General features: G+C 51.6%; 17 protein-coding genes and 1 pseudogene. 11 read left to right on the top strand and 7 right to left on the bottom strand.

Annotation, left to right across the window (positions count from 1 at the left end):
* The first annotated feature begins 259 nt into the window (after nt 1-259).
* Together IQ268_RS07090 and ftsE are read left to right on the top strand one after the other, a co-directional pair.
* Nucleotides 260-1018: a WecB/TagA/CpsF family glycosyltransferase gene (locus tag IQ268_RS07090; protein WP_228035161.1), complete on the top strand. Its 759-nt coding sequence runs from the start codon at nt 260-262 to the stop codon at nt 1016-1018.
* A 146-nt stretch (nt 1019-1164) separates the two neighbouring features.
* On the top strand, nt 1165-1929 hold the full coding sequence (gene ftsE / locus IQ268_RS07085) for a cell division ATP-binding protein FtsE (protein ID WP_193876959.1): 765 nt from the start codon (nt 1165-1167) through the stop codon (nt 1927-1929).
* Here ftsE and IQ268_RS07080 read toward each other — a convergent pair.
* Both IQ268_RS07080 and cobU read right to left on the bottom strand, forming a co-directional pair.
* On the bottom strand, nt 1926-2366 hold the full coding sequence (locus tag IQ268_RS07080) for a hypothetical protein (RefSeq protein ID WP_193876958.1): 441 nt from the start codon (nt 2364-2366) through the stop codon (nt 1926-1928). The genes ftsE and IQ268_RS07080 overlap by 4 nt on opposite strands.
* A 128-nt stretch (nt 2367-2494) precedes the next feature.
* Nucleotides 2495-3094: a bifunctional adenosylcobinamide kinase/adenosylcobinamide-phosphate guanylyltransferase gene (gene cobU / locus IQ268_RS07075; RefSeq protein WP_193876957.1), complete on the bottom strand. Its 600-nt coding sequence runs from the start codon at nt 3092-3094 to the stop codon at nt 2495-2497.
* A gap of 271 nt (nt 3095-3365) precedes the next feature.
* Here cobU and IQ268_RS07070 point away from each other — a divergent pair, with 271 nt between their 5' ends.
* From IQ268_RS07070 to hpsU, 4 genes are all read left to right on the top strand, one after another.
* A complete protein-coding gene (locus IQ268_RS07070; protein ID WP_193876956.1) occupies nt 3366-4160 on the top strand; it encodes a hypothetical protein in 795 nt (264 codons plus the stop codon).
* 295 nt (nt 4161-4455) lie between these two features.
* The gene (locus IQ268_RS07065) at nt 4456-5397 is read left to right on the top strand and encodes a glycosyltransferase family 2 protein (RefSeq protein WP_193876954.1); all 942 of its coding nucleotides are present in this window, start codon (nt 4456-4458) and stop codon (nt 5395-5397) included.
* Nucleotides 5398-5516: 119 nt separating this feature from the next.
* A complete protein-coding gene (locus IQ268_RS07060; protein WP_193877215.1) occupies nt 5517-6473 on the top strand; it encodes a glycosyltransferase family 2 protein in 957 nt (318 codons plus the stop codon).
* Nucleotides 6474-6483: 10 nt separating this feature from the next.
* On the top strand, nt 6484-7101 hold the full coding sequence (gene hpsU, locus IQ268_RS07055; protein WP_193876952.1) for a hormogonium polysaccharide biosynthesis acetyltransferase HpsU: 618 nt from the start codon (nt 6484-6486) through the stop codon (nt 7099-7101).
* A 24-nt stretch (nt 7102-7125) separates the two neighbouring features.
* Here hpsU and IQ268_RS07050 read toward each other — a convergent pair whose 3' ends face one another.
* Together IQ268_RS07050 and IQ268_RS07045 are read right to left on the bottom strand one after the other, a co-directional pair.
* Nucleotides 7126-9576, bottom strand: a complete 2451-nt coding sequence (locus tag IQ268_RS07050; RefSeq protein WP_193876950.1) for a hypothetical protein — start codon at nt 9574-9576, stop codon at nt 7126-7128.
* 9 nt (nt 9577-9585) lie between these two features.
* Nucleotides 9586-10842, bottom strand: coding sequence for a glycosyltransferase family 4 protein (locus IQ268_RS07045; RefSeq protein ID WP_193876948.1), 1257 nt, complete (start codon nt 10840-10842; stop codon nt 9586-9588).
* A gap of 124 nt (nt 10843-10966) precedes the next feature.
* On the opposite strand from IQ268_RS07045, the gene IQ268_RS07040 reads away from it, so the two are divergent.
* Together IQ268_RS07040 and IQ268_RS33235 are read left to right on the top strand one after the other, a co-directional pair.
* Complete coding sequence (locus IQ268_RS07040; RefSeq protein WP_193876946.1) at nt 10967-11923, top strand: glycosyltransferase family A protein; 957 nt, start codon at nt 10967-10969, stop codon at nt 11921-11923.
* 54 nt (nt 11924-11977) lie between these two features.
* Nucleotides 11978-15085, top strand: a pseudogene (locus IQ268_RS33235) (PAS domain S-box protein); the annotation flags it as partial.
* Between the two features lie 146 nt (nt 15086-15231).
* Here IQ268_RS33235 and IQ268_RS07030 read toward each other — a convergent pair.
* Nucleotides 15232-15669, bottom strand: coding sequence for a peroxiredoxin (locus tag IQ268_RS07030; RefSeq protein WP_193876944.1), 438 nt, complete (start codon nt 15667-15669; stop codon nt 15232-15234).
* 166 nt (nt 15670-15835) lie between these two features.
* Between IQ268_RS07030 and IQ268_RS07025 the strand changes: the two genes are divergently transcribed.
* From IQ268_RS07025 to IQ268_RS07015, 3 genes are all read left to right on the top strand, one after another.
* Nucleotides 15836-16249, top strand: coding sequence for a hypothetical protein (locus tag IQ268_RS07025; RefSeq protein ID WP_193876942.1), 414 nt, complete (start codon nt 15836-15838; stop codon nt 16247-16249).
* Between the two features lie 109 nt (nt 16250-16358).
* Complete coding sequence (locus tag IQ268_RS07020) at nt 16359-16991, top strand: cold shock and DUF1294 domain-containing protein (RefSeq protein WP_193876940.1); 633 nt, start codon at nt 16359-16361, stop codon at nt 16989-16991.
* Between the two features lie 131 nt (nt 16992-17122).
* On the top strand, nt 17123-17263 hold the full coding sequence (locus IQ268_RS07015; RefSeq protein WP_193876938.1) for a hypothetical protein: 141 nt from the start codon (nt 17123-17125) through the stop codon (nt 17261-17263).
* A gap of 141 nt (nt 17264-17404) precedes the next feature.
* On the opposite strand, the gene IQ268_RS07010 is transcribed toward IQ268_RS07015, so the two are convergent.
* Both IQ268_RS07010 and IQ268_RS07005 read right to left on the bottom strand, forming a co-directional pair.
* Nucleotides 17405-18745, bottom strand: a complete 1341-nt coding sequence (locus tag IQ268_RS07010; RefSeq protein ID WP_193876936.1) for an aspartate aminotransferase family protein — start codon at nt 18743-18745, stop codon at nt 17405-17407.
* Between the two features lie 335 nt (nt 18746-19080).
* Nucleotides 19081-20676, bottom strand: coding sequence for a GMC oxidoreductase (locus IQ268_RS07005; protein WP_193876934.1), 1596 nt, complete (start codon nt 20674-20676; stop codon nt 19081-19083).
* Between the last annotated feature and the right edge of the window lie 398 nt (nt 20677-21074).

Raw genomic sequence — 21074 nt, 5'->3', positions numbered from 1 at the left:
GCTGAGGGACGCAAGGCTTACCCGCTGCTGCACTTGGCAACGACCAACCCAGATCCTCACTCCTGAGAGCAAGGCCATCGAGTCATGTATCCGATCGCTCCAGCCTAGCTGCGATCGCACCCCCTTCAACCGATCGTGCCAACCAAAATTCAGCCTAAATTTGTTTGACATCACCCAGCATTTGCGACCAAATTAATACTGGTCAGCAAACGACCAGATGCAGGTGTTGTGATGTGAATCGTGGGAAAGCAAAACCCCTATGGTTGAATTGATTCAAGAAATGCCCAGTTCATCCCCAAGTCGGGCAACCGTGCTGGGACTGCCGCTTCATCTTCTGGAAGACTATCCAGCCTGGTTAATCGACCAAATCCAGCAGCAAAAAGGAGTTCACGTTGTTACGCTCAACGCCGAAATGGCAATGCAAGCTGAGCAAAATTCAGCATTAGCCACGATTGTGCAGCAAGCAGACTTAGTGATTCCAGATGGTTCGGGGGTCGTTCTGTACTTGAGTCTGCGCGGTAAACGCGTGCAGCGCTGCCCGGGAATTGAGCTGGCCGAACTCCTGTTGCAGCGATCGCCCCATTGCCAGCAGCCCTGTTCTGTCTTTTTGTACGGCGGACAGCCAGGGGTATGCCAGCAGGCCGCCGAGGTGTTGCAGCAACGCATTCCAGGTTTGGCGATCGCCGGGAGCCAACATGGCTATTTGTCAACCGATGAGCAACATCAGCTTCGCCAAACCCTTGCAGACTGCCAACCGCGCATCATTCTGGTGGGGTTGGGGGTGCCTCGACAAGAACTATGGATTGCTGAACATCGACACCTTTGCCCTCATGCCGTTTGGATTGGAGTTGGGGGCAGTTTTGATATCTGGGCTGGTACCAAGGTGCGTGCGCCTGAATGGTTACGCAACAACCATCTGGAATGGGTGTATCGTCTTTATCAAGAGCCTTGGCGCTGGCGACGAATGCTGGCACTACCCAGGTTTGCTTGGCGCGCCCTGGTTCACTCTGGCCAGTAAACTATCACTAAAATGCAACAAAGTAGTGACGGCTCAAACGACAGCCACTACAATGTGGCTTCAGAAGTAAAGTGGCTTCAGAAATATGGCTCTAAGAAATGGCTGATCTATTCTGATTTAGCAGCGGCTTTGCTACAGTTGGCACCATGACCCCAGTTAGTACCGAACGTCCCCCCACCGCTCCCCGTGGCTATTCAGCGCCACCAGTCTCCAACACCCCTCCAGAACAGCAGCAAGGGTCTAACCTGATTGTGCAACTCCAGCAAGTCACAAAGGTGTATGACAACGGCTGTAGTGCGCTGGTTGATGTCAACGTCCAGGTGAGACGAGGCGATTTTTTGTTTATCACCGGGCCGTCTGGTTCCGGCAAGTCTACCCTGTTGAAACTGCTCTATGGCGCAGAACGCTCGACCCAGGGAGATGTAATTGTAAATGGCTGCAACTTGTCGCAACTGCGCGGCAACCAGTTATCGCAGTTGCGGCGGCGAATTGGCGTTGTGTTTCAAGACTATAAGTTGATTCCACGTCGCACTGTTTCAGAGAATGTGGCCTTTGTGCTGTGGGCACAGGGTTTCACCCGTAAAGAAATCCATAGGCGGCTGTTGCCAACGTTAAAGATGGTTGGACTGCACGACAAAGCCAACTGCTTTCCCGACGAGCTTTCTGGCGGCGAGCAGCAACGGGTCAGCATTGCACGGGCGATCGTGGGTACGCCACCGATTCTGCTAGCAGACGAGCCGACCGGAAACTTAGATGCCGACAACTCGTGGCAAGTTGTCAAGATCCTCAAAAAACTAAATTCGATTGGAATTACCGTACTCGTGACGACCCACGATGAACAACTGGTGCGGTTATCGAATCACCCTGTTTTACAAATTCGCAATGGTCGGCTGTTTCAGCAAAAGCGCTAGTGAGAGGATGAGTTAGATTGTCGCCCTACTTGCAACAGCCGATCGCGAATCTGGTTCAGGCGATCGGTTGAGTCAACGGGCGATCGCGGCTGCGGCAATTCTGTATCTGGCCAGCCAGGTAGGTCAGTACACGGGCATTCTAGCGAGGGCGTGCCCAGGTTCAACTGGGGCACAGGCATTGCACACCGAGCGCACGAGCTAACATCCCACCGCGAAGACAACAATTCGTCAATCGTTTGGTTGGTTCCTTCCAGATAGCACGTTCCAGAGTTTGACGCTGTCACTCGCTGCCAGCACGATTCAAACTCGGCACTATAGCGATCGCCCTGGATGACGGGTTGCGGCAATAGCGTTTCACGACCATCGTGAATCACTACTTTTTTGCCTAGCTGAAACCAATAGGCAAGATACTGTCTAACTTGAGCTTCAGATGCCATAGCGTTAACTCGAACCTCAACCGTAATGGGAACACTTGCACTGCTGCGATTGGTTTGATCCTAGCGAGTTTCAGAAGGTTATGGGCTGTTCAAACTTTAACTAAATCTAAGATTTGTGGGCAGATGTACTAGAAATCGGCCTGGTTCGAGCGCTTAACCGCTGGCAACGGTACACCAAGAACGCTTAAATTCAGGGCATATCCGCCAGTAACCAGATACACCACATCGGCGATCGCGCCAATTTGTCGCATGAGATGACCGAGGCGATCGCGGAACTGCCGCCCCAACCGATACGCCGGAACCACACCCCATCCGGTCTCTTCCGCCACAATCACCACATCGCTCTCGCACTGCTGCAAACTGGTAATCAGCGTGGTTACCGTCTGCTGCCAGGTGATGTCATCTTGCTCCAGCACATTCGCTAACCAGGTACCCAACGAATCAATCAGCAAACAGTCAGTAGCCGAAGCGGTGTGAATAGCGGCAGATAATTCAACTGGGATGGCGAGCGTCTGCCACCCTGCCGGACGGCGCTGCTGATGCTGGGCAATGCGTGCCTGCCATTCTGCATCGGTGGGGTCAACTTGTGCCGTCGCCACGTAAACAACGGCCTTGTCAGACTGAGCGGCTAGCTGTTCAGCCCACTCACTTTTGCCCGATCGCGCTGGCCCAGTTACCAGTATCAATTGATGCGGTTTATCCGCTGAAGTTGTTTCAGTAAATACCATGAATCTATTGTTGCCGTTCTGCAATAATAGTCCAGCCCATCGGCTATTCAGCGGTTTAAAGTAGTGCATTTGATCGCCGCGATCGCACCTCAATCGACCATTAGAGATAAATAATTTACATTTATGCTGTCGATCTACTTGACGGTAGGGTTAAGCGGTTAGAATAGCCACAAATTCGCAAACTCAGCCTTTAGAATCCTAAACAGCATCCTAAACGTTGATGACGTGCGTTTTTTGAGACGGTACTGGCTGGTTGAGGTGTGAGATAACTATGAAACGAGGGCTGGAACGCATTGAGGCAACATTAAGCCAGCTTAATTCTCCACGGGGTGCGGCTTCATCAGCACCACCAGTCCCGCCACCGCGATCGACACCGCCACCCGCACCACAGGCCGCCGCCGCGCGTGGCGAAACCTGTTCCTTCAAAGTGGGTAACTCAGCTCAGTCAACCAACCGCCCCAGGGTGACTGAGGCCACAGATACCGTGCAGCCGTTTCCCGTGCAAGAAGACTGGCCTAAGTCTCCGAATCTACCCAAATTCAAGCTGCCCAGCTTTAGCAATCACCGTCACGCGGCTAACCCCAATCTGGCGATCGGTTTACTGAGAGAAATTGAAGAGGTTGTGGTGCGCTGGCAAACCGAACTTCAGCAGGTAATGCTGCAAATTCAAGCCCTTTACCTGGAAGGGCCAATTGTAGACGGCTGGTTGGAATCGCATCGGCACACCTCTTCCCCGGCACAATCTGCCGCCACCGGAACGCTGCGCCACGCCGAAATTGCTCATCTGATGGAATACGTACAAGATCTGTGCAGTCAGCCTCAGGGTGAAACACCTGCACCCACTGAAGAAGCGTCTCGTGCTGGCTATCGGCTTTGCGGCCTGGATACCGACGGGCAGTTATGGTGCCGCCCCTGCCCCACCGAGCAGTTACCCTATGTCAGTTTGGCGATCGCCCGCTACCAAAAGTTGCGGCAATTGCTGGCTCGTAGACAGCTACTAGAAACCAAGCTGAGCCAGTTAGCCAAAACGCTGGTTGGCATTCACTCCCTTGTGCAAGACGTTTGAACGGTTTCCAGCGTATTCCCCTGGTGGGGTATCGCCAGATGTCGCGAGTGCTGGCAGAATTTAAGCAACAGAGTCATCTGCCAGCCGTTTAAAGCTTGCTATATATACGATTGTTCCCCAGCAAGTACGATCTTTATGCTGTAGCCAGGTTTCTTTATTGGAACTTGACAGGTTTTGCTTCAATTTAGGGCTAAATGGAGGTTAACCGAGCAACCGACGTTCTAGTTCAGCCCATCCGTCTGAAATTTTGAACTCCGCTCGTTTGGTAAAGCGGCTGTCTGTAGAGTTCAACCTTATGCCTAATCCGCAGATCTCGGCCATCATCTGCACCCACAATCGGGATAGCTACCTCGGAGCTGCGATCGACAGCCTGCTCAGTCAAGATTTTACGGGCGACTATGAAGTGATTGTGGTTGATAATGCCTCCACCGATCGCACCCGTGAGGTGGTTGAGTCGCGTCTGCCGCATCCGCGACTGCATTACCTGTTTGAGCCAACGGCGGGGTTATCGATCGCACGCAACACCGGCGCTAAGGCGGCGCGCAGTCCCATATTGGCGTATTTAGATGACGATGCGGTTGCCAGCCCTCAGTGGCTAAGAATGCTGCACCACGCCTATGAAACCAATGAGCAACTCGCAATCGCTGGTGGTAAAGTGACCCTACTGTGGGCACCAGGCATGATACCGCCTCGCTGGCTCTCCCCAGAGCTAGCCGGAAATTTAGGAGCCTACGATTTAGGCGATACTGTAACGTATATCGATCGCCCCGGCTTAACGCCGCGAGGTTTAAACTATTCCATCCGTCGCACATTTTTAGATACCATTGGCGGGTTCGATATTCATCTGGGTCGAGTTGGCAAAAATCTGCTCTCTAACGAAGAACTACACGTGACAGAACGAGCTTTAAACATGGGGTTACAGGTGGCCTACCTGCCAGAGGCACTCGTGGCTCACAATGTTGCTCCAGAGCGGCTACATCCCTTGTGGTTTCTGAAACGAAGCTGGTGGCAGGGAATTAGCGAATGTTACCGCGAACGGCTAGCCGGTCGGGCTGGAATTCACCAAATTCCGCGAGGTACAGAACGCTTGTTGCGAGGGGTATACCGTTCCCTCAAAGGCGTGGGCGATCCAGCAGAACGGTTTGATGGGTTGGTTTACGCTTATGGTCAAATAGGGTACATCAGGGCAGCAGTTCAGGGCATTCTACCAACGGCTCAGTGGCACAAACATTTGTGACACGGGTTCATCATTCTGTTTTCAGGGAATTCTTGTCTGTAAGGATCAGCATCACACGGCTTCGTGTTTCTACCGTTCCTTTGTTCACAAGCAACTTATTGTCATCCTGACTCTTGGCTATGTCCTATACGCCGTCTAAAATCCCCGTTTCGGTTCTCATTCCTGCTAAAGACGAAGAGGCTAATCTTCCAGCGTGCCTGGATAGCGTGGCTAGAGCCGATGAGGTTTTTTTAGTTGATTCCCAAAGTGGCGATCGCTCCGTTGAAATTGCCGAAAGCTATGGCGCAAAAGTCGTTCAGTTTCAGTTCAACGGACGATGGCCGAAGAAAAAGAACTGGTCGTTAGACAACTTGCCGTTTCGCAATGAGTGGGTGTTAATTGTAGACTGCGACGAGCGAATTACACCAGAACTATGGGATGAAATCGCGGCGGCTATTGAAAACCCAGGGTTTGGCGGCTACTACATCAACCGTCGCGTATTTTTTCTGGGCAAATGGCTGCGGCACGGTGGCAAATATCCGGACTGGAACCTGCGCCTGTTTCGCCATCAAAAAGGACGATACGAAAATCTTCAAACGGAAGAAATTCGCAACACGGGCGACAACGAAGTGCATGAGCATGTAGTGTTAACCGGACGAGTCGGTTATCTCAAGCATGATATGCTGCACGAAGATTTTCGTGACCTGTATCACTGGCTAGAACGGCACAATCGCTATTCCAACTGGGAAGCCAGAGTCTATCACAACTTGCTCAGCGGCATGAATGATCAAGGAACCATTGGCGCTAGCCCGTTTGGGGATTCAGTGCAGCGCAAGCGGTTTTTGAAGAAGATCTGGATTCGCCTACCGTTCAAACCAATCTTGCGCTTTCTCTGGTGCTACTTCATCCGGCTGGGCTTTTTAGATGGAAAACCGGGTTATATCTATGCCCGCTTGCTCAGCCAGTATGAATATCAAATTCAGGTCAAACTCTACGAGCTACGGCAGCTTGGCGGCTGTTTGAATGGTACACTCAAGTCGCACAGCGCACCGAAAGTACCTCGAACCATGCCGAGTACCGATCCGTCTGTGAACTAGTCATTTGGATATGGGCACGCGAGACGACCATTTTGCGACAGGCGAACCGCTTCCAGACCTGAATGCCAAGCCGTGGGTAGATTTGCGCCGCTATGACCAATCTCACTTCGACCGGGGACGACCGGGTTGGATGGTCTTAGTGTGGTGGTTGGTGCAGGCGATCGCCTTTCCCCTCAGCCCCCATCCCTTTAACGCTTTACGTCGAGGGCTGCTGCGGTTGTTTGGCGCTGATATTGGCGTGGGTGTTTTAATTCGCCCAACGGCTCGCGTTACCTATCCCTGGAAGGTGGCGATCGGAGACTATAGCTGGATTGGAGATGACGTGGTTCTCTACAGCCTCGACTCAATTTCAATTGGGCAACACTGTATCATCTCGCAAAAAAGCTACCTGTGTACGGGTAGCCACGACTTCACCGATCCGGCCTTTGGGCTAAAGACCGCACCCATTCGCATCGGCAACGGCGTTTGGCTTGCTACCGATTGCTTTGTGGCACCGGGCGTACAGATTGGTGCCAATGCGGTCGTTGGCGCTCGCAGTAGCGTTATGGGTAATCTGCCGGCCCAACAGGTTTGCTGGGGCACTCCCTGCCGCCCTCATTATTCCAGAACAATGCAAATTACTGATTAACGACCCCTGCTGTGCCATTAGCCTTTATTCAAACCGTTGAGCTTGGCTTGACCAGCGCAACAGCCGATAGCCCTGGGATTGTTGTACCAAAATGGCCTGTGCCGCGCCAGCCTGCGGCTGAATCACGCCCATAAACGTTTGATCAGGAGATTGAGTCAATTCGCTGTACATCAGTATCCCCTGGTCTGAGAAAATCAGCGTTTGAGCAGGCGGCAACGCTGTGCCCGCCTCGGTGCTGGTAGCCGAGTAGCGAGGGGATAGTTCCTGTGATGAAACGGTCACCAGGGCTTCAGGTTGACCATTCCCGGTTAAGTCAACGAGTTGAACGGGCAATCCTCCTACTTCTGGCAACAATTGCTCGGAGTTGATTTGAATTGGCAGAACGCGATCGGATTGCTGCAACTCGCGCCACAGCAGCGGCAACAGCGTGCGGAGTTGGGCGGGTTGCTGTTGCTCTAACCCCGCTAGAGCGATCGCCGTTCCCAACTCTGACCAGGCCAGGGTATTAAGCGTAATAGCCAGGGGTGGAAACGGCATCTCTGCAACGCTAGTGCCGCTCCTGGGCGCATCTCCAACCGCCAGAAGCTGAAGTTCACCGTTTCTACTTCGCACGGCTGTCACAGTGGATTGAACCACTTGCGGTTGGGCATCGTTTGTCCAAATGGCAATTTGAATCGATGGCTGAGCCGCCAACCCAAGCTGGTTTGCAATAGGCTGAGCCGTTTTAGCGGTACTGAGGTCAGAGGCGGGGGATCGCCGCCACCGTTCACCGTCATAAAATTCTGACACCCGAATCTGATACCAGCGTTGTCCAGTTGGTAAGGTGGGCGGTGAGTCTGGCTGAAGCGGCAACCAGTCGGCCAGCGTCACGGTAGTCAGGGGGGTGGCAGTGCCTATGAGTTGGCTGCTGTGCTGATTGGCTAAGTCTGGATTAGCTAAGTCTGGATTAGCCGGGTCTGAATTGGCTGCCGCCGTTGTTGCAGCAGTCGGGCGATCGATCAAATTCAGCACTTGCATCACCCGACTGCTGGTTGCAGCACTGGCGGTCAGGGTGCTGGTTCGTTGACGCGTCCAGACGATCGCGGCCTCTCGTCCCTGTTGGGAATAGGTGAGCAATGCCCCCCAGGTCAGCACATCTGGACGGCTGGCATTCATCCGTAACGCGATATCCACGCGTCGCCAGAGGCGATCGGCATCCGTAGCAATGAGGCCAGGAAGTTCGTATCCCTCCTGAAGTGCCGTCTGAACCGATTGCAGCGCGGTAGCCCAACGGCCATCAATTAACAGAGCGCTAACTTGCTGGCTAGGACTCGCCCACAGGCGATCGGCATTGGCTTTAGTGATAGCGGCATGGGCGGCAACTAAATCCAGTTGGGCTTGTGCCGCCGCCGTCCACCGTTGCCCCTGGCGTTGCTTAACCGACTGCATCACTTGCAGGGCGGGTGACCACAACCCGTTGCGGGCTAAAACCAGCGCGTTTTCGTAGGTGCGGTCGGCCAATGCTGATTCTGTGAGGGACAGCGCCTCCAAGCGCATGGGTCGGGCAGACGAGCCGCTCGCCTTGACCTGATACAGTTCGATCTCTGGCTCCAGGCCAATGGATTGATCTACGACGAGTTCGGCCAGTTCACCGCCCGTCATCTCTTGCCAGTAGGGTATTTTACCGGATGGGCTAGTCCATGACAGCAGCGATTCCAGGCGCGATCGCCCCGGATCGTAGTGAATCACATGCCCATAGACGACGCGATTACTGCCCCGTGCCCAGGTGCCGCTCAGTATCAGCCACATGCCGGGAGCCGTTGTTTTGCCAGCAATTACATTCACCCGTTCCAGGGGTAGAATGCGCGTGGAACCAGGGTTAGTGACTGCTGACTGCACCAAGGGCGCGATCGCCTCCAGCTCTTGTAGCCCTTTCACAGCGAGGCGATCGTGTAATATCAACACCTGCTCCTCCCGTGCCGCCGACTGACCGGCCTGGACGCGGTACACTCTGAGTTCAACAATGGAACCACAGGACGCAGATGCAGGAACGTTTGCCAAACTGCAATCTACAGCATCCGCTAAAACAGGAAATAGCAATAGCTCATCGGTTGATTCCACCTCGGTCTTCAGAGCCAGCGGCACACCCAGCAGCAACGCTTCCTGTTTCGCTTCTGCTCGAATTTCGCTGAGCGGTTTGGGTGCATCCCATCGTGTTAGCGGACGTTGACTCCACTCAGGCAATAGCCAGCTTAGCCACTCCACCGAGCCGGGGTTAATGATAAGCTGAACGGCCAGCCAGCCCCCGCCAACTACGGCTCCTGCCATTCCCAGCAGCGTTACCGTACTGATCCAACCCGATCGCCAGCTACGACGGATCGGGCCAGGGGACGACGACACCAAAATATTGACCTTAACCTCGGATGGCTCGGCAGGCACAATCGCCGATTCTGACGGCTGAGGTTGTGACGTAAGACGGCGAGAGCGGTTTGCCATAGCTGAACACTAAAACGGGCTGTAGCGCGCACCGTCAACCGGGATCTGAGTGCAGACCTGCTCGTAGCGCTGTCCTACTCGTTCCCAGGTATATTCGGTTTCAACCAGCGATCGCCCATGATGCGACAGGGTTTGACGCAGGTCGGCATCTGCAAACAATCGGCTGATGGCGTTAATGTACTCCCCAACGTGATTCGCCCGCAATGCCCTCAACGGACAATCTGGCTGATCGACCGCCAAACCTTCCAAACCGCGATCGCTGCTAACGATAGGAACCCCTGCCGCCATCGCCTCTAAGGTCTTGTTCTTGATGCCAAATCCGGTGCGTAACGGCACAACACACACCGTCGCCTTATGAAGCAGCTCAACCATAGAGGCGACCTGTCCCGTGACTATTACTCCTGGCTGGTTCCCTAACGCCAGCACCTCAGCGGTGGGACGCGCCCCAACAATGCTAAACGTGGCCTCTGGATAGCGTTGCCGCAGCAGGGGCATGACCTCCAGGGCAAAAAACCGTGCCGCGTCGATGTTGTGCGACGCATCCATTGTGCCAACGAAAATCAGATCATACTGGCTGGGATCGTGCTGGCGATAGGGAAATAACTCCAAATCCACTCCGTTAGGCACAACGTTGATGGCAGCGCTGGGGCAGAGCTGACGAATTTCATCTCCATCGTCGGTGGTGGTGACAACAATTTGGGAAAACTTGGCACAATATCGCTGTTCGTAGCGGTAGAGCAGCGGTAAATTGAGGCGATCGCGCCACGGATAAGCGGAGGCTCCCATTTCCAAATGGTTGCGAACCCAGGCATAGACGGAACTGTGAACGTTGACCACCGTTCGCACCGATTGTTGAAAGGTGGGACGAATATAAATTTCGTTGACGCTATGTTCACAGGTGATTGCATCAAATCGCTGCTGTTGAACCGCCGCATCAACCCAGGCTTGAATTTGAGGCGAATAGCGATACAGCACATTCGTAGGCGTGTTTTTTGCCAATGACTCAACAAACCGTCCCACTTTGCCGCCGACCCGTAACAGCGGAGTTTGAGCAACGGTGGCTTCTGGCAGGGGAACCATCACCAACTCATCAACCAGCGCCCGCAGTTGCTCAACCTCGGCATCCGATACCCCGTTATGGCGCTGGGTCAGCAATGTAACAGAATGCCGCTGCGATAAATAGTTCAACAAATTAAACGTGCGAATCTCCGTTCCCCCTCGGCTTGGCGGATAGGGAAAGGTCGAAGAAAGCATCAAAATATTCATAGGAATTTCGTTAACCCTTAAAGATTTAGCAAGCGGGCGATCGCATCACTAAATTCATTACGACAATCAAGTCAATTCGTTTACTGTCACAAAGTTTGCCCAGTTCAGTTCTACTCTAATCAGCATGAGTGCCAACCCAACACCAGTGTTATCCATCGTTACTCCTACGCGCGGCAATTTCGCGGCTCACTGGCTGTCTCAGTTGCTATCGGTGAAAGGGAACGTGCAATTCATTCTGATTTACCCGCCAGGACTCTCACCCAAACCGATTCATGACTCCAGGGTAGTGAGTTTAATTAGCCCTTACAAAGGCGAAATGATGCAGCGCTTTGTTGGTCTATTGAATGCCAGTGGTGCCTATCTTTTGGCGCTAGACGATGATGATTTTGTGCATCCCAACATTCTGGATCTGGTGGTTGATTATTTTCAAACCTATGGAAAAAGCTGGGTATTACGGCTGAAGAAAAAGGTGATTGATTTTCGACAAACTGAAGAGATCTACGCCGAATGGTCTGACCTCCCTGCTATTTCAGAGTTAGCCGTTTGTCGCAAAACGGCTGATACTCCTAATCCGTATCAACAGGGAACGTACACCGGTTTACTAGAACTGCCGATCGCCCCGCTCGACCTGCCATTTGACTGGCGCTGGCTGGTATTTCCGTTCCTATCTAGAAAAGACAACTATGGCTATCATTTTGAAAATTTCAATAACATTATTTGGCGACGTGAATTAGTTCAAGCGACGTTACCGGAACTCACACAAACCACTCAACTGCTTGGGGTTCTCACCTGGATTCCTAACTCTGGATTCGATCGCCTTTTAGGGTTATGGGTTCAGGCCAAGCATTACCAACCCAATGCCATCATTGGCCACTGGCTGCCCGGAAGCGAACAGATTCGCTACATTGATAAACCCACCTCGCTTAAGCCACCGCGCTTTCACGTCCTATCGGATGTTTTGTTGGTGAAGGCATTTCCGCGCTATGGGTATGTTTGGAACCTGTTTTTTAGCCAACTGTATCGCGTCCCCAGAACGATCGCCAAACTGAGCAAACTAAACCGTCTCAAGCGAAAACATTGAGGTAGAGCGTTGACGCTGGCTTCATAGTCCGTCCAGGCCACTGCACGGAAACGGTTGAAATTTGGTAATGCTTGCAACAATGGGCAACGCGATATCGCTCCTATACTGAATGGCGTGTATCAGGTTTGTAAAAACTTGAACCACACCACCAGGGTGCCTCCTACGTCTCAATTCAGCTTAAACGCCACGATTCATTCTGGTCGCACTTGGGCGATCGCACTTCAACCGAGGGAACGGTTCAGCCCGCACGTAGGTAACCCATCGTTCATGAGAGACGAAGACAAGCCCAAAGCACAATTAATCGAAGAGTTGGTTGCTTTGCGCCAGCGGGTTGCAGAATTGGAAGCCTCCAGCCAGTGCTGCCGTACAGAAGAGGGGCAGCACTGGAGTAGCGCCGAACTCCATCGGCTCGTCAACGAGCGAACGCTAGCCCTACAGAGTTCAAATGAGCAATTTATTACCGAAGTGGCCAAGCGACAGCAGAGCGAAAGCGCCCTGCGATCGACAAAAGACCAGCTCAAAGCCATTTTGGAAGCTGTACCCGGAATTGTGTCCTGGATCAGTTCAGACTTGCGCTACCTGGGGGTGAATCGGCATCTTGCTGATACGTTTGGTCTGGCTCCTGAAGCGTTTGTTGGTCAGGATATTGGCTTTTTGCAAACCAGTTCTGACTTTAGTGAGTTTGTCCGCGAGTTCTTTGCCAGCTCCGCTCAGGATGGCTGTCGTGAAGTGACGACTCAGCTTAACGGTGAAGTGCATAAGTACCTCATTGTGGCTCAAAAGTACGATCGCGACCGAGCGGCATTTGTGATTGGCATTAACATCACCGAGCGCTATCGGGCTGAAGAAAAATTGCGACAGGCTGAGGCTAAATATCGCAGCATTTACGAAAACGCCATTGAAGGCATCTTTCAAACCACGTTAGACGGATGCTACCTTAGCGCCAATCCGGCGTTAGCCCGCATCTATGGCTACGACACGCCAAACGACCTGATCACCCAGCTCACGCAGATCGAGAAACTCTATGTTGATCCCCATCGTCGGCAGACCTTTGTGCAACAATTGCATCACCATGATGCCGTGTTTGGGTTTGAGTCTCAAATTGTTCGCAAAGATGGATCTCAAACCTGGATTTCAGAGAATGCTCGGGCTGTGCGCGATGAACACGGCACTCTGCTGTATTACGAAGGCACCGTTGAAGACATTGCCGAACGCAAACAAGCCGAAGCAGCGCTGCAACAAGCCAATGAAGCGCTTGAAACTAGAGTTGAAGAACGCACAGCAGCCCTGCAAGCGTTGAATCAGCAGTTGATGGTCGAAATTAGCGAGCGGCAGCGGGTAGAAGCGGCGCTAAGAGCATCTGAGGCCGAACTGAAAGCGCTGTTTGCGGCCATGACGGATGCGATCGCCGTCTTTGACCGTGAGGGACGCTATCTTAAAATTGTTTCTACGAACTCTCAATGCTTACACCATCTGGAAGCCGAATCAGTTGGGCAGACGATTCATGATGTGTTGCCGATCGCCCAAGCCGACCTGGTTCTTAACCACATTCGCCTTGCACTAGAAACGCAGCAAACCGTCAGTTTAGAGTACAACGTGCCTCTAGCTCATTCTGGCGAAGCGGAGACGTCCTGTTCGACCCATACTCAACCCACTGAAGCGTGGTTTGTGGCAAATGTCTCTCCCATGCCAGAGAACCGAGTAATCTGGGTTGCTCGGGATATCACTCAGCGCAAGTATGCAGAAGAAGCCCTGCGACATGCAGAGGCCAAGTATCGTAGCATCTTTGAAAACGCAGCAGAAGGCATCTTTCAAACCACACCCGACGGACGCTGCTTGAGCGTGAATCCGGCGATCGCCCGGATGTATGGCTACAGCTCACCGGAGGCGTTCATTACTGAGATACAGGACATTGGGCAACTGTACGTTGCTGCCGATCGCCGCGCAGAATTTATGGCCGCATTAACGCAAACCGGAGCCGTCGCCAATTTTGAGTCTCAAGCCTATCGCAACGATGGCAGCATTATTTGGGTGTCTGAAAATGCACGGGTGGTTCACGATGCCAACGGCAACCTGCTGTATTACGAAGGCACCATAGAAGACATTACTAAGCGCAAACAGGCAGAGGCAGCCCTATATGAAAGCCAGCGAACCCTTTCCACTCTGATGAGCAACCTGCCAGGAATGGCCTATCGCTGCCTTAACGACTCCTGTTGGACGATGCAATTCGTCAGTGAAGGCTGTTACGACCTAACGGGTTACTCCTCCAATGCGTTGATTGAGAACAGCACGGTGGCCTATGCCGATCTGATTCATCCCGACGATCGCAAGCTGGTTTGGGGATGCGTGCAGGCGGCGATCGAGTCAGATCGTCCGTTTCAGATGGTCTACCGCATTCTCACTGTAACAGGCGATCAAAAATGGGTGTGGGAGCAGGGTAGAAGCATTCATACCGCAGGAGAAGTCACCGTTCTGGAGGGGTTCATTAGCGATATTACTGAGCGCAAACGAGCCGAACTGGCTTTGCAGGCCGAACAGCAAGAGTCGGAACGGTTACTGCTTAATATCTTGCCTGCGGCGATCGCCAAACAGCTTAAACAAACGCCTCAGTCGATCGCCCAACGGTTTGAAGAAGCGACGATTCTCTTTGCCGATATTGTTGATTTCACCACCTTTTCAGCCCAAATTTCGCCCACCGAGCTGGTTGGGTTGCTCAACGAAATTTTTTCTACATTTGACTATCTCGCCGAGTGGCATCACCTCGAAAAGATTAAAACCGTTGGGGATGCCTATATGGTGGTGGGTGGAGTGCCCACCCCACGGGAAGACCACTTAGAGGCGATCGCAGAAATGGCGCTGGATATGCAGCAAGCCATCTCATGCTTTCAACGGGAAGGAGGTAAACCCTTTACGCTCCGCATTGGCATTAACACGGGGCCTGTGGTTGCCGGAGTGATTGGGGTTAAAAAGTTTATCTACGATCTGTGGGGAGATACGGTCAATGTTGCCAGCCGCATGGAAGTACAGGGCATTTCGGGCGGCATTCAGGTGACGGATGCAACGTACTCACGGTTAAAAGACAAATATGAATTTGAACCGCGCGGCGCGATCTTTGTCAAAGGTCGTGGTGAGATGACGACCTATTGGCTGAAGGGCAGAAAGGAAGGCGATCGCTTCTACAAACCCGCACTGCTGAACACCGTTGAAGCGGTTCCCGTTGAAGCCATTCCATTTACTCCAGTGGCATGAACCGCACAACAGGGAAACGACCCTCGCCGTTTCCCGAGTTGAATCAATCCTGTGAGCGACTAGACTCCTAGCTCGGCCAAAATATCGCTAGCGTGGGTGTCCGTCTTCACCGCATCGTAAACTTTGACAATTTTGCCTTCACCGTCAATTACATAGGTCACTCGCTTGGAATAGCCGCCGCCATCCACATCGTAGGCTTTGGTGATGGTGCCATCCACATCCGCCAGCAGCGGAAAGGGCAGGCTATATTTATCGGTGAATAACTTGTGGGACGATTCATCGTCCATGCTGACACCAAAGACCGTCACATCTTTGCCTTGATAGTCCGCATAATAATCTCTGAAGCCACACGCTTCTTTGGTGCAACCCGGCGTATCATCCTTTGGATAAAAATAGAGAATGACGGTTTTACCCGCGTAGTCAGCCAAAGTCACGGTGTTGCCGTTTGTATCTTTGACGATAAAGTTAGGTGCCTGTGTACCGACTGACAGGGCCATATGCTTTTGTCCTTCCGCTTATATTCCAGTTACAAATTTTAACGTTAATCGGGTCGATTAGATAGCAGTTGCGATCGCCGGGAATCATTTTATCAACCAGCAGAATTGCTAGGGTGGAATTTGAATGTGGCGATCGCCATGAGCCAGATTTTCCTATTCCGTTTCTATGACTAACCTTCAAGACTCTTCTTCTGCCGAAAGCAGTAATTATGATCCAGTCGTTTGGCAAGAAATGCAGCGATTACATCGGCTCAAGGTGATTGGCCGCTGGCTGGTGGTGGGGCTGCTCTGGCTGTGCCTGGGGCCTATTAGCCTCTGGTATCTCCGTGCCGAAATTGCCCTGTGGCTGGACTATTTTACCTGGACAGCCCTTCGCTACGGTCTTGCCTACAACTTGCTTCCCACCATTTGCCTTGCGCTTTGTATTGGCCTGACCGTGTCTACCTTGCTCTGGCAAAGCAGCAATATGGTGTTTGGCCTCTCGCACGACCAGAAGAAACATCTGGAACAGAAGGTGGCTCATATCCGCCAGCAGGGAAGAAGCCATCCGTTATGGAAATGGGTCATCAAGCGATCGTAGACGGGTTCGCCGAATATGACTCTGATTGTGTGTATGCTGGCCGGGTAATGATGTTGGCTGTGGTCTCAGTCTGGGCAAACTACAAAGTGACTGTAGACACAAGGCTGCCATGAAACCCAGTTTCCAAAGAGGGCAACTGATTACCTGGAAAGATGATAGAGGGTTTGGTTTCATCCAACCAGCCGACGGCAGTCAAGATATTTTCCTGCACATCTCTGAACTAAAAGACTCGACTCGCCGTCCTCAGGCAGGCGACACCATTTATTACTATGCCGTTGTTAGAGATGGTAAAGCGTGCGCTTGTAATGCTTTTATTTTAGGAGCAAGAAATAAGCTAGCCTCAACCGCTTCGAGGAATAGAACCGCAGCAAATGGGGGAACCATATTCCCATTTCCAGTGGTCGAGGTATTGCTTCTATCAATCTTGCCCCTGCTTGGGTCACTTCACTTTACTTGGGCAACCCATAATCCGTTGCCGCTCATTCTCTATAGTGGCATGAGTCTATTAACTTTTAGCCTCTATGCCGACGATAAATCTCGGGCAAAGCGAGGTGACTGGAGAACACCAGAGAAGACGCTACATCTTTGTGAACTGGCGGGTGGATGGTTAGGAGGATTTGTAGCTCAACGCAGGCTTCGCCATAAAAGCAGTAAGAAATCTTATCAGGCTGAGTTTTGGACAATTGTCACGCTTCACCATCTTGTCTGGTTGGGTTGGTTATTCGGGTATAGAGTCTTGTAATGGGGGCGCAACCGAGAACTCAGGTGGTCTGCTGTTTCTCACTTTCAATGTTTAGATGAGGCAATTGCTCGTAATATTTCTTTATAGTTTTCTATAATGAAAGCGGCAGCACGTAGTGTTTAGGGATAATCATGGCTACAGACGCTCGAAAACAGCGAATCATGGAGCATTTGGCTCGCAGCACAGGAAACTTTATTCAACCCACGCCTCAGCGATCGGATTCTCGTAAGCGGCAAATTATGGAGCATATTCGCCTCAGCCAACAACGGTAGAGGTTGCGCGATCGCCTGTCTATCTAGATAGCCTCGTTTTCAATGCTCTTATCCATACAACGCAAACGCTGGCAAGTGTGAAACCGCTTGCCAGCGTTTGTTATCAGCGGTAAGAACTGCAAACTGCCATTACAGCAACTATTACGGCAACTCTTTCAACACCCCTGTCAATAATTCAAAGAGTTGATCGATATGGCTCTTCTCAATAATTAAAGGGGGTGACAGAGCGATGATATCCCCAGTGGTGCGAATCAACAGACCTTTTTCATAGCACCGCAGAAAACAGTCAAAGGCACGCGCGCCAGGTTGTCCGGCGATCGGCTCTAGTTCAATTCCAGCAACCAATCCCAAATTGCGCGTATCAATGACGTGGGGCAAGCCGCGCAAGGCGTGAACCGCCTCTTCCCAATAGGGTGCCAGGTCATTCACTCGCTGAAACAGCCCTTCTTCCTCGTAAACATCAAGCGTCGCCATTGCGGCAGCACAGGCCATTGGATGACCAGAATAGGTATATCCGTGGGCAAACTCGATCGCGTTTACCGGGCCGTGCATAAAGGCTTCGTAGATTTCTTTTCGCACCAGTACTGCACCCATTGGAATCGTGCCATTGGTGATGCCTTTTGCCACAGTAATCATATCGGGCACTACGCCAAAATAGTCTGCGGCAAAGGGTGTGCCAAGTCGCCCAAATCCGGTGATGACCTCATCAAAAATTAACAAGATACCGTGTTTAGTGCAGATTTCTCGCAACCGTTCTAAATAGCCTTTGGGTGGAACCAAAACGCCCGTAGAGCCAGCCACAGGTTCCACAATGACAGCGGCAATGTTGGATGCATCATGCAGTGCCACAATGCGTTCTAGTTCATCTGCTAAATGGGCACCCCACTCCGGTTGCTGACGGCTGAAAGCGTTGTGTTCCAGGTTATGCGTATGGGGAAGATGGTCTACTCCGTTGAGCAAACTGCCAAAAAACTTACGGTTGGGGCCAATACCACCGACGGAAATACCGCCAAAGCCAACACCGTGGTACCCACGCTCTCGTCCAATTAGCCGTTGCCGGGAGCCTTGCCCGCAGACGCGGTGATAGGCGATCGCAATCTTCAGTGCAGAATCAACCGCTTCTGAGCCAGAGTTGGCAAAGAACACATGATCCAGGCCGCTGGGCAGCATTTTTGCGAGGCGATCGGCCAGTTGAAACGCTCCGGGATGCCCCATCTGAAACGTCGGCGCAAAGTCGAGGGTTGCGGCCTGTTTTTGAATCGCTTCTGCAATTTTGGGACGGCAGTGCCCTGCATTGACACACCATAATCCTGCCGTTCCGTCCAGAACATGCCGCCCATCGTCTGTGGTGTAGTGCATGTCTTTGGCAGAGACAAAGAGGCGCGGCTTCGATTTAAATTGCCGATTGGCTGTGAACGGCATCCAAAACGCTTCGAGATCGGATTGGATGGCGGTTGTGGAAGGAGTAAGCTCTTGTACCATAGCTTTAAATAACGTTTTACTGAAAACGCTTGAAATCCTGGTTTACCGCCATTTTAACGCTGTGGTTGCGATCGCCAGTATCCCCGATGACATCTATTAATATTTCTCTAGCAAGCTTGAAGGAGGCTAACTCCCTTATTAGTTCTCTGGGGTGACCTACTCCCTACGCATCAGCGTCGGGGGCTTGCGCCTGCGGCAAGCCAGAAAAAGGGGCGGTTCGAGTGGCAACCAGCACGTTTGAAACCGCCTCTGAGGGCTTAAGGGGCGTATCCAGCACAGTTATCTACCCTTAAAAAAACATCCAGGGCTACTGCTCCCTCTGAGTCGCCTGCTGCTCACAACTTTTTGAGATAGTCAGCTAGCCGAATTGCTAAGGCAACCACTGTTAATGTTGGGTTCGCGTAACTAGCTGTTGCAAACACAGAGCTACTAGCAATGTATAAATTGCTTAAGCCATGCACCCGACCATTCACATCAACCACACCTGTTTGCGGGGTTTCAGACATGCGGGTTGTGCCAAGATGATGACCACCCTGTGCCGATGGGAAAATCGTGGGTAATGACTGGAGTTCGCCCACACCCGCTTTAGCGAATGCCTCACCAATCAAAAAAACCGATTTGCTAATGCTGTTAACGTCTAGCTCGGTACACCGCCAATCGACCTTGAGCTGGTTGATTCCAAAAGCATCTTTATTTCGACTTAAGCTCACCCGGCTCTCTGGATTAGGAACCTGCTCGCTATCAACCCGAAAGGTGTAGATACCTGACGCACTTTTAGCGACTACCGAGGGTAGCTTGCGATCGCTCAAAATTCTCTTGGTCATCCACTTATGAGAAAACTTCAGAATAGTGTCGAAATCAAACAGTATATTCCGGACATGCTGTGAAGGATACCTATATTTTTTTTGTTGATTGAGCACTCCTTTTAACAGATACGTTGCGGAAAGAATGCTGCTTCTGTGGCTTGGATCGCTAATTTTAGGACGTTCCATAAACACTCTTTGGTTCAGCAATCCGTACTGCTGACGCTTGTTTTCGGCGATCGCAATTTGCCGCTGACAATATACCCCGTCGGGTGTTTTTTCGTAATCCCACATAACCTTTTCAGGAGACTTGAATTTTACATCAAACAAGTGATTGATGTGCCCCATGTAAAACCGCCCAAGTAAATCGTGCTGATTACCAATGCCGTTTGCATAAACATCGTTCGACACGAGAAGCAGCCGAGTTACCTCTAAGCCTCCAGCCGCCAAAATAAATTGCCTGGCAGAAACAAGAAACTCATTTTTCTGCATAGAAGCAACCTGTAAGTAATCCACCCTGGTTCCTGCTGAATTAGTGATGATTTTGAGGCAGGTTGCATAAATAAAAACGTTCACATTCTGCGATCGCTTCAATGAATCTAAATACTTCCTGCCAAAATCTGTCGGTGGACTAAACAGATAAAGATGTTCAATCGAAACATCCGCTGATTCAAATCCGGATATCATCTTGCGGCGGCCAGATTCCGATAGCGCTTTCTCAGCAGCATATTCATACTGGCCGATCTCGCAATAGGTATGGGCACGCTGGTAATACGGGTTTAATTCAGTTTTGGTAATGGGCCATCCACTGTGGGGAACGTGCGGCCTCACCTCAAAATCTGATTCATCAAAGGGCACACATCGCCCTCCCCAAAACGTCGTTGCTCCACCAATCTGCCTGCGCCGATATTGTTCTAATGGCGTATGAACACTGAGATTAACTTCTCCATGATTTAACTGTTCAAGATTCTTTTCATACTTAATTCCACCACTTTCTAAAAGCAAGATGTTCAAGCCCTGGTTGCAGAGTTCATGGGCAATTGTAATTCCAGCCGGCCCAGCTCCAACAATGCAAACATCACATTCAATCGTTTCACCACTAGATATAGTACGAGCATCTATAATCATCGGTTAGCTCCAGAATTAGGGTTGCCGGAGAAGGAGCATAAATAGCCTTACCGAATGTTGATGAGGCAATGCCACTTCAACATCAATCCATTCAGTTCACTGCTACACGCTCAATGGAGGCTGCATATCGAATGCAACCCCTACAGTTCTCCGCTCAGAGGTTGTCTGAAAAGTAACAAACGTTCTGCATTCGTTCCCCAAGTTTGGGCGTTGAGCGTCAGCGCCAGGTCGAAAACTCGCGTCGCAGCCCAGAACTAAAGAATGGAGAGGGAATAGTTCAAGTTACAATCAGCCCCTTTAAAGCAACGCTTGCATTAAGGCTGCTTTCAGAGGCCACTCGAATGGCAAAAACCCTGATTCTTTTGCTAAAAATCTAGTGTCTGAGATACCCATCTCTT

It is taken from the genome of Oculatella sp. LEGE 06141 (assembly GCF_015207605.1).
In the GTDB taxonomy this organism is placed as follows: Bacteria; Cyanobacteriota; Cyanobacteriia; order Elainellales; family Elainellaceae; genus Oculatella.
This window is presented reverse-complemented; position numbering and strand designations above follow the sequence as displayed.

Bases quoted from the DNA above. Each gene is read 5' to 3' on its own strand.
- IQ268_RS07090 (WP_228035161.1), top strand. From the start codon at position 260: ATGGTTGAATTGATTCAAGAAATGCCCAGTTCATCCCCAAGTCGGGCA.
- ftsE (WP_193876959.1), top strand. From the start codon at position 1,165: ATGACCCCAGTTAGTACCGAACGTCCCCCCACCGCTCCCCGTGGCTAT.
- IQ268_RS07080 (WP_193876958.1), bottom strand. From the start codon at position 2,366: ATGGCATCTGAAGCTCAAGTTAGACAGTATCTTGCCTATTGGTTTCAG.
- cobU (WP_193876957.1), bottom strand. From the start codon at position 3,094: ATGGTATTTACTGAAACAACTTCAGCGGATAAACCGCATCAATTGATA.
- IQ268_RS07070 (WP_193876956.1), top strand. From the start codon at position 3,366: ATGAAACGAGGGCTGGAACGCATTGAGGCAACATTAAGCCAGCTTAAT.
- IQ268_RS07065 (WP_193876954.1), top strand. From the start codon at position 4,456: ATGCCTAATCCGCAGATCTCGGCCATCATCTGCACCCACAATCGGGAT.
- IQ268_RS07060 (WP_193877215.1), top strand. From the start codon at position 5,517: ATGTCCTATACGCCGTCTAAAATCCCCGTTTCGGTTCTCATTCCTGCT.
- hpsU (WP_193876952.1), top strand. From the start codon at position 6,484: ATGGGCACGCGAGACGACCATTTTGCGACAGGCGAACCGCTTCCAGAC.
- IQ268_RS07050 (WP_193876950.1), bottom strand. From the start codon at position 9,576: ATGGCAAACCGCTCTCGCCGTCTTACGTCACAACCTCAGCCGTCAGAA.
- IQ268_RS07045 (WP_193876948.1), bottom strand. From the start codon at position 10,842: ATGAATATTTTGATGCTTTCTTCGACCTTTCCCTATCCGCCAAGCCGA.
- IQ268_RS07040 (WP_193876946.1), top strand. From the start codon at position 10,967: ATGAGTGCCAACCCAACACCAGTGTTATCCATCGTTACTCCTACGCGC.
- IQ268_RS07030 (WP_193876944.1), bottom strand. From the start codon at position 15,669: ATGGCCCTGTCAGTCGGTACACAGGCACCTAACTTTATCGTCAAAGAT.
- IQ268_RS07025 (WP_193876942.1), top strand. From the start codon at position 15,836: ATGACTAACCTTCAAGACTCTTCTTCTGCCGAAAGCAGTAATTATGAT.
- IQ268_RS07020 (WP_193876940.1), top strand. From the start codon at position 16,359: ATGAAACCCAGTTTCCAAAGAGGGCAACTGATTACCTGGAAAGATGAT.
- IQ268_RS07015 (WP_193876938.1), top strand. From the start codon at position 17,123: ATGGCTACAGACGCTCGAAAACAGCGAATCATGGAGCATTTGGCTCGC.
- IQ268_RS07010 (WP_193876936.1), bottom strand. From the start codon at position 18,745: ATGGTACAAGAGCTTACTCCTTCCACAACCGCCATCCAATCCGATCTC.
- IQ268_RS07005 (WP_193876934.1), bottom strand. From the start codon at position 20,676: ATGATTATAGATGCTCGTACTATATCTAGTGGTGAAACGATTGAATGT.